At 48.6% G+C, this 17,739-nt stretch carries 18 protein-coding genes; 10 read left to right on the top strand and 8 right to left on the bottom strand.

Annotated features, from left to right (window positions below; genetic code table 11):
• From DESHY_RS10030 to DESHY_RS10060, 7 genes are all read left to right on the top strand, one after another.
• Positions 1-1,523: extracellular solute-binding protein (locus DESHY_RS10030; RefSeq protein ID WP_235695562.1), on the top strand; the 1,523-nt coding region annotated here is incomplete at its 5' end.
• Between the two features lie 63 nt (positions 1,524-1,586).
• Complete coding sequence (locus tag DESHY_RS10035; protein ID WP_008412464.1) at positions 1,587-2,519, top strand: carbohydrate ABC transporter permease; 933 nt, start codon at positions 1,587-1,589, stop codon at positions 2,517-2,519.
• Position 2,520: 1 nt separating this feature from the next.
• Positions 2,521-3,360: a carbohydrate ABC transporter permease gene (locus DESHY_RS10040; protein ID WP_008412465.1), complete on the top strand. Its 840-nt coding sequence runs from the start codon at positions 2,521-2,523 to the stop codon at positions 3,358-3,360.
• Between the two features lie 72 nt (positions 3,361-3,432).
• On the top strand, positions 3,433-4,473 hold the full coding sequence (locus tag DESHY_RS10045; RefSeq protein ID WP_008412466.1) for an NAD(P)-dependent alcohol dehydrogenase: 1,041 nt from the start codon (positions 3,433-3,435) through the stop codon (positions 4,471-4,473).
• Positions 4,474-4,487: 14 nt separating this feature from the next.
• Positions 4,488-5,501: a zinc-dependent alcohol dehydrogenase family protein gene (locus DESHY_RS10050; protein ID WP_008412467.1), complete on the top strand. Its 1,014-nt coding sequence runs from the start codon at positions 4,488-4,490 to the stop codon at positions 5,499-5,501.
• A gap of 11 nt (positions 5,502-5,512) precedes the next feature.
• Positions 5,513-7,045 (top strand): xylulokinase, encoded by a 1,533-nt coding sequence (xylB, locus tag DESHY_RS10055; protein WP_008412468.1) that lies wholly within the window; start codon positions 5,513-5,515, stop codon positions 7,043-7,045.
• A 28-nt stretch (positions 7,046-7,073) separates the two neighbouring features.
• Positions 7,074-8,036 carry a PfkB family carbohydrate kinase gene (locus DESHY_RS10060; protein ID WP_082210482.1) on the top strand — a complete coding sequence of 321 codons (963 nt, stop codon included), beginning with the start codon at positions 7,074-7,076 and terminating at the stop codon, positions 8,034-8,036.
• A gap of 2 nt (positions 8,037-8,038) precedes the next feature.
• Here the strand turns inward: DESHY_RS10060 and DESHY_RS13915 are convergent, their stop codons facing one another.
• A complete protein-coding gene (locus DESHY_RS13915) occupies positions 8,039-8,251 on the bottom strand; it encodes a hypothetical protein (protein WP_160162496.1) in 213 nt (70 codons plus the stop codon).
• A gap of 59 nt (positions 8,252-8,310) precedes the next feature.
• Here DESHY_RS13915 and hxlB point away from each other — a divergent pair, with 59 nt between their 5' ends.
• Positions 8,311-8,868, top strand: coding sequence for a 6-phospho-3-hexuloisomerase (gene hxlB / locus DESHY_RS10065; protein ID WP_008412471.1), 558 nt, complete (start codon positions 8,311-8,313; stop codon positions 8,866-8,868).
• Positions 8,869-8,906: 38 nt separating this feature from the next.
• Here hxlB and DESHY_RS10070 read toward each other — a convergent pair whose 3' ends face one another.
• The 4 genes from DESHY_RS10070 to DESHY_RS10085 all read right to left on the bottom strand — a co-directional run bounded on the left by DESHY_RS10070 (position 8,907) and on the right by DESHY_RS10085 (position 13,571).
• Positions 8,907-10,136, bottom strand: a complete 1,230-nt coding sequence (locus DESHY_RS10070; RefSeq protein ID WP_008412472.1) for a diguanylate cyclase domain-containing protein — start codon at positions 10,134-10,136, stop codon at positions 8,907-8,909.
• A 211-nt stretch (positions 10,137-10,347) separates the two neighbouring features.
• Positions 10,348-11,559, bottom strand: coding sequence for a threonine ammonia-lyase (gene ilvA, locus DESHY_RS10075; protein WP_008412473.1), 1,212 nt, complete (start codon positions 11,557-11,559; stop codon positions 10,348-10,350).
• A complete protein-coding gene (locus DESHY_RS10080) occupies positions 11,559-12,764 on the bottom strand; it encodes a dicarboxylate/amino acid:cation symporter (protein WP_008412474.1) in 1,206 nt (401 codons plus the stop codon). Before DESHY_RS10080 ends, ilvA begins: the two co-directional genes overlap by 1 nt.
• A 111-nt stretch (positions 12,765-12,875) precedes the next feature.
• Positions 12,876-13,571, bottom strand: coding sequence for a helix-turn-helix transcriptional regulator (locus tag DESHY_RS10085; protein ID WP_008412475.1), 696 nt, complete (start codon positions 13,569-13,571; stop codon positions 12,876-12,878).
• 416 nt (positions 13,572-13,987) lie between these two features.
• Here DESHY_RS10085 and DESHY_RS10090 point away from each other — a divergent pair, with 416 nt between their 5' ends.
• Positions 13,988-14,629, top strand: a complete 642-nt coding sequence (locus tag DESHY_RS10090) for a lactate utilization protein (RefSeq protein ID WP_008412476.1) — start codon at positions 13,988-13,990, stop codon at positions 14,627-14,629.
• A gap of 156 nt (positions 14,630-14,785) precedes the next feature.
• On the opposite strand, the gene DESHY_RS10095 is transcribed toward DESHY_RS10090, so the two are convergent.
• From DESHY_RS10095 to DESHY_RS10105, 3 genes are all read right to left on the bottom strand, one after another.
• The gene (locus tag DESHY_RS10095) at positions 14,786-15,181 is read right to left on the bottom strand and encodes a hypothetical protein (RefSeq protein WP_008412477.1); all 396 of its coding nucleotides are present in this window, start codon (positions 15,179-15,181) and stop codon (positions 14,786-14,788) included.
• Positions 15,182-15,205: 24 nt separating this feature from the next.
• Positions 15,206-16,165, bottom strand: coding sequence for a ParM/StbA family protein (locus DESHY_RS10100; RefSeq protein WP_008412478.1), 960 nt, complete (start codon positions 16,163-16,165; stop codon positions 15,206-15,208).
• A 227-nt stretch (positions 16,166-16,392) separates the two neighbouring features.
• On the bottom strand, positions 16,393-16,749 hold the full coding sequence (locus DESHY_RS10105; RefSeq protein WP_008412479.1) for a sigma-70 family RNA polymerase sigma factor: 357 nt from the start codon (positions 16,747-16,749) through the stop codon (positions 16,393-16,395).
• Positions 16,750-16,825: 76 nt separating this feature from the next.
• Between DESHY_RS10105 and DESHY_RS10110 the strand changes: the two genes are divergently transcribed.
• Positions 16,826-17,722 carry a helix-turn-helix domain-containing protein gene (locus DESHY_RS10110; RefSeq protein WP_008412480.1) on the top strand — a complete coding sequence of 299 codons (897 nt, stop codon included), beginning with the start codon at positions 16,826-16,828 and terminating at the stop codon, positions 17,720-17,722.
• Positions 17,723-17,739: the final 17 nt, after the last annotated feature.

The following is a 17,739-nucleotide window of genomic DNA, read 5'->3' on the forward strand; positions in this document are numbered from 1 at the left end:
TTTTGAAAAAGAAACTTATTGCTATTTTAACCTGCCTGGTCGCTCTAACCCTGGTTTTAGCAGGTTGCGGCGGCGAAAAAGCAAAAGAAACGGCCAAGGAGCCCGCTGCCCAGGGTAAATTAGTTGACGGCCCCTTCAAAAAGGTTGAAGGACTGCCTGCCATTCAAGCTCCCGAAGGATTTGACTGGAAGCAGTTTGCCGGTGTTGAACTCAACGTAATTTCCGAGAACACACCGCCCAGTTCTGCCATTGCCGCCAATATCAAAGAATTTGAGGAAGCCACCGGTATTAAGGTAAACATCCAACAAATGGATCTTGGCACACTGGTACAAAAAGTAGGCCTGGACTTTAGTGCCGGCAGCTCCAAGTACCATGTTATTTATGCCGACCCCTACCAGGTATTGGCCAAGTATTCATCTAAGTTTGTTGATCTCAACGAGTTAGAAAAAGACCCCACGTTGCCTAAGATTCCCGGCGGCTTGGAAGACTTTATTCAGAGCCAGTTGGAAATTGACGGTTACATGGGCTCCAAGGATAAACTGTACGCTTTGCCCTATGACTGCCCGACCATGGTACTGGCTTACCGTACCGACGTAATGGCCAAAATTAAAGATAATTTTATTAATGAAAAGGGCTTTGATCCCACCCCCAACCCTAACATGACCTGGGAGCAGTATTATCAAGTTGCCGAATACATTAACAAGCACGCGGCTGAACTGGGTGTAAAATACGGCACAGGTCACCAGGCTAAACAGTACGATTCCTTAATGTGCGATTTCTCCAACATCTTGAATGCTTACGGTGCCGATTACTTTGCCAACCGTGAACTGGGTGGCATTGGTGCTGCCAACCCCGGCAAAACCGCTCTGACCACTCCGGAAGCCTTGCAAGCCTTTGAATTCTACAACAAGCTGCTAAAGATTGCTCACCCCGGCTCCAAGTCCTGGGATTGGAACGGTTTAGCGGAAGCCTTTGCCGCCGGCGAAGTGGCTATGGCTCCTGAGTGGCATGAGTTTGCCTCTATGTTTGAAAATCCTGAAAAATCTAAAGTGGCCGGCAAGGTAGCCTGGACCACCCTGCCCAAGGGGCCCAAGCGTTCTGCCAACATTTTTGGTGGTACCGGTATTGGTATTAACGCTAACGCCAGCGAGAAAGAGAAGAAAGCCGCTTGGTTGTTCCTGGTCTGGGCAACTTCACCGCAAACCCAGCTGATGATCCTGGAGTCTCCCGTCGGGGGCGCCACTCCTTCCCGTACTTCAGTTTACAATGTAGCTTCTGTGAAGAAAGCCATGGAAGACCCTGCTTCCGAAGAGGCTAAGAAAATGCCCAACCTGACTTCCATGAAGGCCACCCTGGAAGCCTGGAAGGCCGAAAATGCTTACGGTCGTCCCAAGGTTCCTCAGTGGCCGCAAATCGATACCATTGTGTTTACTGAACTGTCTAAAATGCTGGCCGGACAGCAAGATCCTAAGACTACTGCTGAATCCATCAGCAAACAAGTTGACGCATTAACCGGTAACTAACAGGATTAGTCAGGGGCCCGCAAGGGCCCCTGCTAAACCCCGGCAGAAGGGAGTTGTTTACCTTTGAGTACAGAAAAAGCACTTGGAGCTTCAATGCCGCAGCCACAGCCAAAGGGTGCCCCCAGCGCCGGGGGACGTTTTGCCCGCTTCTTTACCACTGAGAATATGATGCTGACACCGGCTATGCTGGTGCTGGCATCCGTCAGTATTTTTCCGTTTCTCTACCTGATTTACGCCAGTTTAATGGATTTTTCCCTGGCCATTGATAATCCCGCCTTTGCTGGTTTTCGCAACTGGCTCCGCTTGGTGAAAGATCCGCTTATTTTTCAATCCTGGAAAGTTACATTTATCTATGCTGTAGCCGGTCTGGGCCTGGAGTTGATCCTTGGCGTGGGAATTGCGTTGCTGCTGTATGCCGCTCCCTGGGGTCGCAACTTATTTATTACCCTTTGGATGCTGCCCATCTTTGTGGCGCCGGTTGTGGCGGGGCTGTTAGGCTGGTTTTTGTTGAACAGCAGTTATGGATTATACGCTTGGCTATTGCAGCAGCTGGGCGTCCATGCTGACATTTTTGGCACAGTGGCCACAGCCTGGCCACGCGTCGACTTGTCAGATGTTTGGGAGTGGACACCGCTGATTACCCTTATTGTGCTATCCGGACTGCAATCCCTGCCGACAGAACCACTGGAAGCGGCGGAAGTGGACGGCGCCTCCTACTGGCAAAAGTTGCGTTATGTCATTTTGCCTTTATCTTCTCGCATTATTGTCGTAGCCCTGTTGATTCGTTCCATGGACATTATGCGTTTTATTGACACTATCTTTATCACTACCGCCGGCGGTCCTGCAGACAGCACAAAAATTATCGGCCTACGGCTTTTTGATGTAGCATTTAGATTTATGGATATTGGTTTTGCTGCCGCCATCGGTCTTTCTATGCTGGTGGTAACCATTTTCCTGGGCAAGGCATTTATCAGAGTCATGTACGGGAGGGAGTAACTTGGCCGGAAGAAAATTATCAACTCGCAAATTAATTGCCACGGTGCTGATTTATACCGCACTTGCCATAGCCATGGTATGGGCATTGCTGCCGATTATCTGGATGGTTCTTTCCTCCTTAAAAACCGAGGCTAACATGTTTTCTATGCCGCCTAAGTTCACCTTTAAACCGACCTTCAGTACCTATGCTTTCATGTTTACTGAAGGGAACTTTGGCAGCTTTTTAAAGAACAGTATGATTGCCGCCTTTTCCTCCACCGCCATTGCTCTTATTTTAGGCACCCTGGGGGGTTATGCCCTGGCCAGGGGGAATTACAGACGGGGCAAGGATATTGCCTTTTGGATTATCAGTACCCGCATGACTCCGGTGGCAGCGGCCATTGTGCCGTTATACATTATTTTTGCTAAATTTAATTTAATCGGTACCACCTTTGGTCTGGTTTTTGCCTATACCACCTTTAACTTACCTTTTGCCCTTTGGATGATGATGACCTTTTTTGCAGAGTTGCCGCCTGATATGGAGCACGCTGCTATGGTGGACGGAGCCACCAAGTTTCAGGCCTTTTACCGTATTGCCCTGCCCCAGGTGACGCCGGGGCTGGTAGCTACAGGCATTCTGTGCCTGATGTTTGCCTGGAATGATTTTGCCTTTGCTTCGGTCTTTACCAGTCATAGTAATCAGACCATTCCGGTTGCTGCTTCACTGCTGGTCAGCCAGACAGGTATTGCCTGGGGTCAGGCCATGGCTACCGGTACCGTTATTATTACCCCGATGTTAATTGCCGGCCTGGCGGTGCGTAAGTATTTGGTACGGGGGCTGTCCATGGGAGCAGTTAAATAGAAAAAACAGGGGGCCCTGGCCCCTTCTTCTATACTTGTAATGATTACTTTATTTTTGAGAGGAGTGCAGACCATGAGTAAAATGAAAGCCTGCGTTTTATACGGTCCCCTTGATGTACGGGTGCAAGAATTGCAGGTTCCCCAACTAAAACCGGATCAGGCCCTGGTTAAAGTGAAGGCCGTGGGTGTGTGCGGTTCTGATGTACATTATTATGAGCACGGCAGAATTGGCCGTTATGTGGTGGAAAAACCAATGATTCTCGGTCACGAGGCCGGCGGTGAAGTGGTAGCTGTGGGTGAAGCCGTGACTAACCTGCAGGTAGGGCAGAGGGTCGCCATTGAGCCAGGTGTAACCTGCGGCAAATGCAAATTCTGTAAGGAAGGACGTTACAACCTATGCCCGGATGTTGAGTTTCTGGCAACGCCGCCCTACGATGGAGCCTTTTGCGAATACCTGGCTATGCGGGCTGATTTCCTGCACCCGATTCCTGATCATATGAGCTATGAAGCTGCTTCCCTGGCCGAGCCCTTTTCTGTGGGTTTGCATGCCTGCAGGCGTGCCGGCGTCAAGCCGGGTGACACAGTGGCTGTGCTCGGTTTGGGTCCGGTAGGACTGCTAACCGTTGTAGCTGCCAAGGCCTTCGGGGCTACCAAAATTATTGCCGCTGACTTGGCGCCTATCCGGCTGGAGATGGCCAAAGAAATGGGCGCCACTGCGGTAGTCAATGCTCAGGAACAGGATGTTTATAAATTTATTATGCAAGAAACCGGCGGTCTTGGTGTAGATGCGGCCATAGAAACCGCAGGCAGTACGGCTACGAATTTGCTGGCGGTACAAGCGGCCCGGCGTGGTGGGAAAGTGGCCCTGGTAGGCCTGCCGCCCAACCCGGAAGTTCCCTTTAATGTATTTACTATAGCTGACGGCGAGCTGGATATTTTTGGCATTTTCCGTTATGCTAACACTTATCCCACAGCGGTGGAACTGTTGGCCAGCGGTATCGCCTCGGTGGAAAAGCTGGTGACGCACCGTTTTACCCTGGATCAAGCTAAAGACGCACTGGACAAAGCAAGAACTGACAAACAGGGCAGCATTAAGGTTATGGTTAACCTGTAAGGAGGCAGAAAAACATGAAAACCATGCGCGCAGCGGTTATTGAAGGACCCCATAAAATAACATTACAAGAAGTACCTTATCCTACCCCTGGCCCCGGCCAGGTGGTGGTAAAGGTAGAAGCCTGCGGTATTTGTGGCACGGATTATCATATTTTAGAAGGAGATTTTCTTTCACCCTACCCGCTGATTCCCGGCCATGAGTTTTCCGGTACAGTTTATGAGCTGGGCGAAGGTGTAGAAAACTGGCAGGTGGGCGAAAGAGTTGCCGTAGATCCCTCGGTATACTGCGGTGAGTGTTATTACTGCTTAAGCAACCAGGGCAATATGTGCCAAAAATGGAATGCTGTCGGCGTTACATTAAACGGCGCCTTTGCGGAATATGTGGCAGTACCGGCGAAAAACCTTTACCGGTTGCCGGAGAACATGAACTTTCAGCAGGGTGCCTTTGTGGAGCCCCTTTCCTGCGTGGTTTATGCCATGCGGCGCCTGAATATTCGTTTTGGTGATAAGGTATTGCTGTTTGGCGCCGGTCCTATGGGTTTGCTTTTGCTGCAGGCGGTTGTTAAGGGTGGCGCTTCGGAAGCGGTGGTGGTTGATTTGGCTGAGGATAAACTGGCCAAAGCAAGGCAGCTGGGCGCCCATAAAACCTTTTTGGGTACGGCAGGGCTTCAGGAAGCCTACCCGCTGGGGTTTGACATTGTTATAGATGCCACCGGGGTACCGGCGGTGATAGAGAACATGTTCCGCTTTGCCGGCAACCGCGCCAAGATTATGCAGTTTGGTTGCGCTCCTAAAGATGCCAAAGTTTCCGTCAGTCCTTTTGACATTTATAATAAAGACTGGGAGATTCTTGGTACCATGGCACTGCTGTTTACCTTTCATCCGGCAGTAAATCTTTTGAAGAACGGGGTAGTAGTAGCCGATCCGTTGACAACCAGGGAGATCAGTTTGGATGAATTTCCTGCTTACCTGTCTCAGCCCAAGGACAGTAAAGATTTAAAGGTCCTGGTGTGCCCCTGGAAGAAATAGGAGGGCCTTGTATGCAGAGTTTATTTTTAGGCATTGATATTGGTACTACAGGGGTTAAGGCTCTGGTGATGGATGAGCAGGGTCGGGTGGTAGCCCAGGCAACCAGGGAATACCCCTTGCATGTTCCCCGTCCCGGTTGGGCAGAGCAGAACCCGGAGGATTGGTATAAGGCTGCCTGTGGGGCAATTGCCACGATTATCAGTAAAGGTATTTCGCCCGGCCAAATACAAGGGATCGGCTTAACCGGCCAAATGCACGGTTCGGTCTTCCTTGATGCACAGGGGAAAGTTATTCGTGAGGCAATCCTCTGGTGTGACCAGCGCACTGCGGATGAATGCCGGCAAATTACCGACCTGGTGGGAGAAAGCAAACTCATTGAGCTGGTCAGCAACCCGGCGCTGGCTGGTTTTACAGCACCAAAGATATTATGGCTGCGCAATCATGAACCGGAAAACTACAAGCGTGTGGCCAAGGTACTCCTGCCCAAGGACTACATTAGCTGGCGTATGACCGGTGTTTTTGCCACCGATGTATCAGATGCCAGCGGTATGCTGTTGCTGGATGTAGTTAACCGCAAGTGGAGCTCAGAAATGCTGGCGGCTCTGGAGATTCCCGCTGCCTGGTTGGCAGAAGTCTTTGAAAGTCCCGATGTGGTGGGGCGGGTAAGCGCCCGGGGGGCTGCTGAAACGGGGCTGCCTGAAGGAATTCCGGTAGTGGCCGGTGCCGGCGACAATGCCGCAGGTGCCGTAGGCAACGGGATCATCAGTCCCGGCATGGCCACAGCCAGTTTGGGAACTTCCGGCGTTGTTTTTACCCCCAGTCAGACTCCTGCCGTAGACCGGGCCGGCCGGCTGCACACCTTCTGTCATGCCGTACCGGGTCAGTGGCACCTGATGGGAGTTACCATGGCAGCCGGCGGCTCGCTGCGCTGGTACAGAGATACCTTTGCCGGTGAAGAAAGGGCTGTGGCTCAATTAACCGGCAGAGATCCCTATGAACTGATGAGTGATGAAGCAGCATTGATAGAACCAGGTGCCGATGGATTGATCTTTCTGCCTTATCTTTCCGGGGAACGCACACCCCATGCAGATCCCTTGGCCAGAGGAGTGTTCGTCGGCATGAATTTAAAACACACCAAGGGACACTTTGTGCGTTCTATTATGGAAGGAGTGGCCTTTAGTTTAAAAGATACGCTGGAGATTATGTCCGGTTTGGGCATTGCCTTAAATGATTTGCGGATTACCGGCGGCGGCGGCCGCAGTGCGGTATGGCGCCAAATCCTGGCGGATGTGTTTAACATGCCTTTGCAAGTGATGGAAAACTCTGACGGACCGGCTTACGGAGCAGCTATCTTGGGCGCTGTGGGCGCCGGATGCTGGCAAAGTGTGACCGAAGCGGTGGCTGCTACCTGCAGCCGCCAGCAGCTGCAAGAGGTGGTGCCCATCCCGCAAAACGCAGCCCGCTACCAAAAAATTTACCAAATTTACATTGACACTTACCCGCCCCTGCAACCTCTGTTTAAGCGGCTAAGTGAAGTAAACTAGGGGGTGCGTCTGTACGGATATTATTGCCATTGGGGAAGCCCTGATTGATTTTATCCCCACCACCCCGGGCAAAGGGTTGGCAGATACGCCGGCCTTTGAGAAACGCCCGGGAGGTGCGCCGGCCAACGTAGCGGTGGGGATTGCCCGGTTGGGAGGCAGTTCAGGTTTTATCGGGAAATTTGCTGACGATGAATTCGGTCGGTTTTTGCTTAAGACATTGGAAGAAAACCAGGTAGATACACAGGCAGTTGTTATAACACAGGAAGCTCCGACAGGTTTGGCCTTCGTAACCCTGAAGGATAACGGAGAACGGGAATTTATTTTTTATCGCCGGCCCTGTGCCGATATCCTGCTGACCGCTGATGAGATTGCCGTTTCGTATATTGAACAAGCTAAAGTTCTTCATTTCGGGACTGTATCGTTAATCACTGAGCCAGGTCGCAGTGCCACTTACCATGCAGTGCGGCAGGCCAGGCAGGCGGGCAAAATTATTTCTTTGGATGTTAACCTGCGAGAAGCCCTCTGGCCTTCCCTGGCAGCAGCCCGGCAAGAGATTCGCACAGCCTTGCGCTTGGCGCATATTGTGAAGGTTAGCGGGGAGGAATTAGCCTTTATTACTGAAAATAACGAAAGCCTTGAAGAAGCTGCCAAACAAATACTGGAGCTGGGTTCCGACTTGGTTTTGGTAACCCTGGGAGCGGCCGGGTGTTATGTCCAAACAAAACACTTGGCAACCGCTGTTAAAAGTATTGCCGTGCATTCGGTGGACACCACCGGAGCGGGCGATGCTTTTACGGCAGCTGTGCTGACGCGACTGGTGGAAGCCGGACTGCATGATCCCGGCCGGATTCACAACATATCTTTAAGTACCCTGGAGGAAATTTGTACCTTTGCTAATATTGCAGGAGCTTTGACTTGCACCCGAAAAGGGGCCATACCTGCCTTGCCTACCCGAAAAGAGATAGCAGAACGAATGGGTTTGGCGGAATAACCTCAAGCAAGTAAAGGGCAGCTCCTGTGGAGCAAGTTGGTTTTCTGATCCCCTGACAGCGACTTGGCGAAGCGCCGGCAACCGCATTTGCTGAGCAAAAGGATAAATCGGGCCGGCACCACAGAACGTGGGTGCCGGCCGAACCTGGCCGGAATGGCGCCCCTAATAGCAATTAGTGCTGTTGCCGGTGCGTAGACCGGAGCTAAGGGGATCATAAACTTCCGGCAACCATTACTTGAGTGCTTCCTGAAAGGCATTAAAGGAGGGAAGTTCCATGCAATTGACAGCCTTAAAACAAGATGTTATTACAGAACTGGCCGCTGTTTATAACCAAGTAAAAGATGAAGCAATAATGAATTTGGTGGAGGAAATTGTTCGGGCTAAGAGAGTGTTTATTTACGGACTGGGCCGGGAGCGATTAATGCTGCAGGCTTTTGCCATGCGACTTATGCACCTGGGGGTGCAGGTATATATGGTGGGCGATGTAACCACGCCCGGAATCAGTGAAGGGGACCTGTTTATTACCAGTTCCGGCACCGGCCACTTATCCACTGTGGCAGCTTTACAAAGCATTGCCCAAAATGCCAAGGCGCGCATTGTTTTCATCACCGCTCACCCGGAAGCTCCGCTTCCCCGGGCTGCCGACGCCGTAATTAAGATTCCTGCTCAAACAATGAAAGACAGCAGCCAAAATAAAACCTCCCGGCAACCCATGGGCTCCCTTTTTGAACAGGCCCAACTGCTCTTGCTGGATACGGCAGTTATCCTGTTACAAGAACGGTTGCAACAAAAGGACGAAGATATGGAAAAACGCCATACAAACCTTGAATAAAATGTTTAAATTGCCAAAGTAGCTTAAACAAGAAATTTTTACAGCAAGGAAACAGCGCCGGTGATAATGCTTGCTGCCGTACAAACCCGGTTGCGCCCCTCGTTTTTTGCCCTGTACAGGGCCTGGTCTGCTTGCTCAATCAGGCTTTGCGGCGAACCAGACAGGGATGGAATGGTGGCGGCAACCCCTAGACTGACTGTAACATACTTGCTGCAGTGGGAACCAAGGTGGGGAATACAACGGTCTTCAATGCTCTGACGCAGAATTTCGGCCGCCGTGTACGCACTTTTTAAATCAGTATTCGGCAGCACCACGGCGAACTCCTCGCCGCCATACCGGGCAACCAAACCGGCAGACTGGTGCAGAGAATCCCGGAGGCTGGCAGCCACTTGACGCAAGCAGGCGTCCCCGGCCTGGTGGCCGTAGGTGTCATTATAATTCTTAAAATAGTCGATATCCACCATAATTACTGCCAGCCAGCTAAGTTCACCGGCAGCCTGCTGCCATCGGCGGTGGATAAATTCATCGAAAGATCGCCGGTTTGCTATACCCGTTAATGCATCGTGGGTGGAAAGCTGTTGTAATTGAATATTGTAGTCGGACAACTGTTTTGCTTCCCGCCGGAGGAGTCGTATCATCGGGCGAAATATTAACAGGGCTTCTAAAGTTAACACCAATAGGGTTACAATCAAAACAGTTAACGCAAAATTCTGTATTTTGCGGTTGGCTTTCTCGCTTTCTGCCTGGTATTGGGATACCGCTTTATCAATTGTTTGCAGCAGTTCTCCTTGAGCGGCGGACAGGATATATTGGAGGCGGGGATTATTGTAAGACAGGTTGTTGTTTGTTTCCTTTAACAAAGCGCGTGATGCGGCAATGAATGTCTGCATTTTTATGTCTAAACGGTCGGGTGGTTCAAAATATATAGCTCTCATTTGCGCTGAAAGATGACTTGGCAGGTGCCTGGCGGCATCGCCGTGAATTAGCCCTTGATGAGTTTTTTCCAATAAGGTGATGACTTCAGTTAGTTCCCGGCGAATTTTTTGCTGTTGCTCGGGGCGTTTGCTTTCAACCAACTGCAGGCTAAGCAGGGCAGCTTTTTGCGTCAGCATGCGCTGGCGGCCGCTTAGATTTATAACGGCGGCACTGACTTCTTGCGTTTCAATTATTTGATATAAATTCAGATAACCCGCTGTTGCCAGCAAGGCAAGAGTTGTTAAGGCATAAAAGCACTTTCTTTGCAGGTTTCTAACTGATGCCGGATTCATAAAATTACCTTTCTTTTCTATTGGTCAGTAAAATGTTCAGCGAACGGTCTGCCTTTTATTTTAACAGTGAGAATCATTGCTTGTATTTAATACGACAAAATGAATTAACTTCCTTCCGGCACATGCGAAAAGTATATTGGCAGCCAGGAGAACAGACGGCTAAAAGCAAGCAGCGCCTGAGAATCTTATGACTCCCAGGCGCTGCTTGCAATTAAGAACGGCTGATGCGATAACCTTTTCTTACCAGTTCGCTGATAATGTTATGCAAGTGGTCCATATCTTGGGTTTCCAGCACCAGGTCAACCCGTGCTTGGCCCAGTTCTACTTCCGAACGAATCCTGTTATGGTGGACCTCAACCACATTGGCAGACAGATCGGAAACCGTTTTAAGCAGCCGCTGCAGTTGGCCCGGCTTATCCGGGATAATGGTGGTAAGCTCTGTTTTGCGGCCGGCTTTGGCCAGACCTTTATCAACTATGCGGGAAAGCATGTTGACATCAATGTTACCGCCGCTGATGACAGCTACTACCTTTTGTCCCGGTAAATTAACTTTGCCGTTTAAAAGAGCTGCCACCGGGGTGGCACCCGCACCTTCGGCAATCAGTTTGCACCGTTCCAAAAGTACTAAAATGGCATTTGCAATTTCTCCTTCGTCAACCACGACAAAGTCATCGACAAATTCCTTAACTATGTCATAAGTAAGTTGACCGGGAGTCTTAACCGCAATACCGTCAGCAATAGTGGCGGCATTGGCCAGGGTGACCACCTGGCGGGATTTAATGGATTCCCTCATGGAAGCCGCATTGCAAGGTTCAACGCCGATAACTTTAATACTCGGGTTGACAGCCTTAGCTGCCAAAGCAATCCCTGCAATAATGCCGCCGCCGCCAATGGGCACGATAATGGCATCAGCGTCCGGCAGGTCGTCCAGAATTTCTAATCCGATGGCACCTTGGCCGGCAATAACGTAAGGATCGTTAAAGGGATGGACAAAGGTAGCGCCGGTCTCCCGTTGAATTTCCATTGCTTTGGCATAAGCGTCATCGTACACATTGCCGTGCAGCACCACCTCAGCACCGTAGTTTCTGGTGGCGGTTATTTTAGCCAGAGGGGCACTGGTAGGCATAACGATGGTGGACTTGATGCCGTAAGTTGAAGCCGCCAGGGCAACGCCCTGGGCGTGATTGCCTGCTGAGGAGGCAATCACGCCGGCACGTTTTTCTGTTTCGGACAGGTGGCACATTTTGTTAAAGGCACCGCGAATTTTAAAAGAACCGGTTTTTTGCAGGTTTTCCAGTTTAAGATAGACATCGCTGCCGGAAATTTCGCTGAGGGTGGTATTGGGCACCAAATCAGTACGGTGAATGACGCCCTTCAGACACTGCCGGGCAGCTTTTATATCCTCTAAAGAAATTTTAGACATTATGCTTCACCGCCAACCGCACTGGTTACAGCAGCACCGCTGCCTTTGGCAAATTTATCTGCCAGCAGGGCGATGGCACCGTCACCGGTAACGTTGCAGGCGGTACCGAAGCTGTCCTGGGTAAGGTACAGGGCAATCATCAGACCCAGTTGTGCTTCGTTAAAGCCCAGCATGGATTGCAGCAGGCCCAGGGCTGCCATTACGGCGCCGCCGGGAACGCCGGGAGCAGCCACCATGGTTACACCCAGCATCAGGATGAAGGGAAACATCATGTTAAAACTGGTGGTGCCACCTGACATTAAGATAACTGCCATAGAGCACATGGTCAGCGTAATGGTGCTGCCGGACAGGTGGATGGTGGCACACAGCGGGATGGCAAAGTCAGCCACGCCTTCAGAAATGCCGTTTTTCTTAGCGCTGCGCAGCGTTACCGGAATAGTGGCTGCGGAAGACTGGGTACCGATGGCAGTCAAGTATGCCGGCAGCATGTTTTTCAAAGCGGTAATGGGGTTCTTTCCGGCCACGGTGCCGGCAATGGTGTATTGAAGCAAAATAATGGCAATGTGGCACATAATAACGATGGCAAATACCGAACCAAACACCTTCATGATTTTCACAACCTCGCCGGCGTAGGTCATGTTGGCAAAAATACCGGCAATGTGAATGGGCAACAAGGGGATAATAACGCTTTGGATAACCTTCTCAATAATTTCCTGGAAATCTTTGGTTACCTGATACATGGATTTGTTTTTAATGGCGGCCATACCCAGACCAAACAGGAATGCAGTAATCAGGGCGGTCATAACACCCATGATGGGGGGCATGTCTACCTGGAAGAAACCTTTAACCAGTGCTTCTTCAGGGTTGGAAGCATGTCCGCCGGCAGCGGTGACAATTTTAGGCAACAGGCCGGTACCAACCAGAAATGCAAAAGTACCTGCGATAATAGTCGAGACATAAGCCAGCAGAGTGGTTATACCCAGCAGGCGGCCGGCACCTTTGCCCAGTTCGGCAATACCGGGAGCCACAAAGCCGATAATAATCAGGGGAATCACATAAGACAAGAAACCGCCGAAGATACCGTTAAAGGTAGCCAGCAGGCGAACAAAGAAATCAAACTGCAAAAATTCTTTGGAAACATAACCTACAATAATACCTAAAGCTAGACCGATGATTAATCTGGTTAATAAGCCAACTTTCTTCACGCCAATAACCCTCTCTTTCCGTTAATAATTATTTTAGTCATGGGTCCTGGAAGGTTTTGTTTGCCTAATTCCCCCTTTGCTTAATAATTAGTTAATTATTAAGTTGTTAAGTTATTTGGTTATAAAGTTTAGCCCCTCTGTGGAGCGGACCTTTTGCAAATAGTTGTAAACAGTGTATTTTGACACTCCCAGCACCGTTGCAATGTAGTCTACGGCACCTTTAATTAAAAAAGCGCCTTTTTGTTCCAGGGTTGCCACAAACTTGATTTTTTCTTCCATCGACATGGTGGCAGGCGGTTTGCCGACGATTTCTGACGCCTGAGCCACCAGTACATCTATGGTCTCATGCACGGTAGAAGCAAAGGTTTCCTTCTTTTCATCTTCTCCCTGGTAAGTCAGGTTAATTAAATCCCCCACAGTGGCCTGCATGTGCTGGAAGTCTGTGATGTCAAAGTTTATACAAAGAGCGCCGATAATTTTGCCGGCACCGTTGCGAATAAAAGTGGTAGAGGATTTTAAGATGCGACCTTCTTTAGTAATGCTTTTGTAGCCCACCATATCCCGCGCCCTGTCTCCTTCCTGATGCAGCACTTTCACCACCAGATCCGTGATAGGGGCGCCGGGTTGCCGGTGTGTGATGTCTCCGGCAATATAAATCAGGGATTTGTCCAGGTTGGACAAATCATGGACAGCCACCTCGCAGTTTTTACCAAAATTTTGCGCAATAGTGTCGGCTATCCGAATCAAATTGGTAAAAATAATATCATTTTTTTCTTTGTCTGATTTTACTGTTTTTGTACCAGACATTTTTTCATCACCGCTTTGCTTGGAAACTTAAATAGAAAAACTATTTTTGAATTTTGCCTTACAGCGTCTTACCAATGACATATTACAATCTTGTTGTAAGAATTACAATAATTTTTTAATAAATAGTCCAAGTAAATAAATGGAAAAAAATACAAGTGTGCTTGCAGAGAGGACTTAAAGGTATATAGTAGGCTTTTTCCCTAATATACGGTAAGTATTTGTATGCTGGAGGAGGACATTTGGATTTTTAGTGACGCATTCACATTATATTGAAGTATTGGTGTTAAGTTGCAAATCATTGACAGGTGGTCAATCAACCAGTAATTCTGGTATAATAAATTTTGCTATAAAAATATTTTTAATTGGCCATGAAATAACATAGGCTGGTCAATGTAATTGTTGACGGAGGGGAGAAAATGAGTATTGATCAATGGCATAAAGATGTGATAGGACAAAGGGTAGTTCAAGCATTAAAGAAGAACCAGTTTGATGCTGCTTATTTCCCTACCCGGGAAACAGCCGTTCAGCATGTGTTGAGTTTTATTGCGGCGGGTGCCCAGGTGGGTTTTGGCGGTTCCGTAACTTTGACAAAAGATTTAAATTTAGTGGAACTGGTTAAAGCTAAGGGGGCAGAACTTCTTGTTCACGGCGATCCAAAGCTCTCACCGGAAGAAAAAATGGAAGTAATGCGCAAGCAGCAGGTTTGTGATGTTTTTTTAACAGGGACCAATGCTATTACTATGGATGGCTATTTGGTGAATATTGACGGTGTTGGCAACCGGGTGGCCGCCCTGACCTTCGGACCTAAAAAAGTTATTGTGGTGGTAGGAATTAACAAAATTTGCCAAGATGTTAATGCCGCTTTTGAACGGTTGAAAACCATTGTTTCGCCCAAAAATAATAAAAGGTTGGATTATACCAACCCTTGTACAGTAACCGGTGTATGCGCCGATTGTCAAAGTTCCACCAGAATCTGCAGAATCTACTCGGTAATTAAAAAGAAACCTATGCTTTCCGATATAACAGTGGTAATTATCGGCGAAGAGCTTGGTTATTGATATTTAATATTTAATTAATATAAGGGTGTCCCTCAAGATTTAGGGAACACCCTTTTTCTTAGATACAATCCATAGCTGCCGAGTGCAAGGTTTGGCCTTGCGGACGTTCTGGGCAAGCCAGACCCGCGCGGCCCTAATTCAACCAAAGTTGATCTGTCAGCCCAAATCAAGAAAAGCATTCACATCAAATTTTACTGTCTTGTGCTTGCCTGCGGCCGGTTCGTTTGCTTGCGGCAAGGAGTTAGCCGGGGTATCGGTTGGTGTTCTTAATTCATTTAGCGTTTGTTGTGGCTCGACAGGCACAGTAAGCTGCCCGGCTGAATTTGTTAATTCCTTGATCTCCTGTACAGCAATATATATTTCATCAATAAGTTTTATTTTGGCAGCTAAAAATTCCAGTTTTTCATTTATTTGAATCAGGTGGTTTTCTAACTGCTTAATGTTAGCATAATGATAAATTCCCTGCTCGCCTTTTGATATTTCTAACGGCCCGGCAGCCTGGTTATCTGACGGTTTTATTACCGACCGGCGGGTTTTAAACGTATCTGCCATAAAATCAGCCTCCTGGCAGCGCTGTTACACAATAGATAGGAAACCTTGGGCATTTGCCCATTGGGGTTCCGGGAGGCTGATGGCTCCCCTGAAAAACTCTGTTAACGGTAGTGCCACGGCCCCGCCGCCGGCCAGGTAGACTCTGCTCAGAAAGCTGAACCTTTCGCCCAGAGCGGCTTGTACCTGGTCAAAGACAGATCTGGCTACGCTTTCTTTAATATTTTGAATAATCGGTCGAAAATCATATTCCTTACCGTTGAATACCACCTGACCGTTGCCCCGGACAATTTCAATCACCCGTACCGGTGATATGGGGGAGCCGGTCAGGGCCTGAAACTCTGCCGCAAAGGCATCATATACATTGCCCACCGCAGTTTCCAATGAGCCGCACAGACTGGCAATAGGTCTTACCATGTCATTAACAATTTCAGCTGTTACATAATCAGTGGTTTTTTGGCCCACATCAATTAACAAAACAGTTCCGGAATTTGTTAATAAAGGTGCCTTTAATAATGCCCCTGCCCCCTGGGGGTAGATAATAACCTTGCCAAAGCTAATTCGCTTCGGCTCGCCGCTGCCGGTAGCCACATCTGCTTCCAGCTGTTCCAGATGCTTTTTTAATTCTTCTTTTTGTGCTTTGTAATAGGCTATGGGTAAACCTGCCACCAGGGTGGCTTGGGGTTCTGCGCCCAACAGCTTGGCCACCGTTAAGACTAAAATATCATGGTTTGGATGCCTGTGTTTTTCACGGTCGGTGGTAAAGGTAGCCCCTTGTCCCTCTTTAATGGCTAATTCGCCTACAAAGTACTTTTGGACCGGCCCACCGGGTTTTTGTATGGACACTGCATAGCCTGTTTTTTGGGCAAAGTCAGACAAGGATAACTCCCTGGCCGGGGCAACTACCGAAGGAATGACAATCCGTCCCTGGTGCGAAACTGCCTTAACATGAGAGTATCCTACATCTATGGCGATTACATTACTCAAACCAAGGCCCCCTTTAATAAAACTTATGCAAGCATAATCTGCCGGTAACACGCTGCTTGTAAATTAATTTAGAGTTCTATAGAAAGCACAGTAATCCTTCACAGATCAACTTTAATGTTTCACAAAAAGCAACTGTTTAAACAGGCCAACAGCATTGCAACTGCGTCTGTTTCAGCCGACAGACAGAAAAACACACGCAAGGTTTATTAACACACAGAGGCTGCCGTTCACTGGCAACCTTCTGTAGTAAATTCTTTAGTCAGCTTATTCAACGCTCTTTTTTCAATCCGGGAAACATACGAGCGGGATATGCCCAGAGTGCGAGCGATTTCCCGCTGGGTTTTACGAGCTGTGGTGCCGAGGCCGAAACGCATTTCCAACACTTTTTTTTCCCGGTTGGTCAGGCGACGCACCTTTTCCATCAGGTGTTTTTTTTCAAAAGTATTTTCAACCATGTCAGACACCACTTCCGGGTCGGTACCCAATATATCTATCAGGCTTATTTCATTACCTTCTTTATCCACGCCAATAGGGTCATACAGGGAGACTTCTGCTTTTACTTTTTTGATAAACCTCAAGTGCATCAGAATTTCAATTTAACTGACTAGTAAATAGCAAGCCCCCTTTGGACATGCTTATCAAAGGAGGCTTTTATACAAAATGACCAATACCATCCGTCGCAGAGAAACAGGTTTCTTCATTGGTGATAACGCCATCTTTGACCGTCAAGATTTATCTGCATATGAAAAGCTAGTCTACATTTACCTTTGCCGCCGGGCAGACAGCGAAAGCCGAGCCTGGCCCAGCTATGCCCGCATCGCCAAGGAATGCGGTGTTAGCAGAGATACAGCCATGCGGGCTGTATCTAAGCTGGTGGAAAAGGGGCTGCTGGAAAAAAACGTGCGCAAAGACCCTAACGGTAACATGGCTTCTAATGAGTATATACTTCTGCCTGTTTTTCCACCGCAAAATTGTGATAATAACCATAGTAGTGGCTATGAGCAACCGGGGGTAGTTGCTCACAGCGACCAGGTGGTTGCTGTCAGCCACCAGGGTAGTCGCTCACAGCAACTACCCCTAGTCGCTGACAGCGACCCTAAGAATACCCATATAGAAGAATACCCATTAAATCAATCATTCAATCATCATCCAATAGGTAACCTTACTAAGATAGAAGGGCCTGCGGTCAGCAGCAGTCATGACGGAATGAGTGATGATGGAATGACTAACGAAGAAAAGACAGAAGCAATTACAAGAGTTATCGAATATGCAAAAGAAAAATTAGCAAATATCGTTGCTAAAGAAGATATTTTAAAACTAAACGCAAAATGGGAAAAATGGGTGAGAAAACACGGGGAGCAAAGAGTGCGTTACGCTATCGACAGATTAATAGAGCAAGAGTGCGTGAAGAACATCGCACGCTGGATGGAAGGGCCGCTAGAGCGGCCGGAGGATTACCCGCCAAAAATTGGCTTTATGAAAAAAGTTAAGCAAGTTGAGCAAACACAGCGAGCTGAGCAAAAAAAGAAGACCCTCATCAGGTCTATGTTCATTTAAAGAATAACGAAAGGAGA

The organism is Desulforamulus hydrothermalis Lam5 = DSM 18033, from assembly GCF_000315365.1.
Taxonomy (GTDB): Bacteria; Bacillota; Desulfotomaculia; order Desulfotomaculales; family Desulfotomaculaceae; genus Desulfotomaculum; species Desulfotomaculum hydrothermale.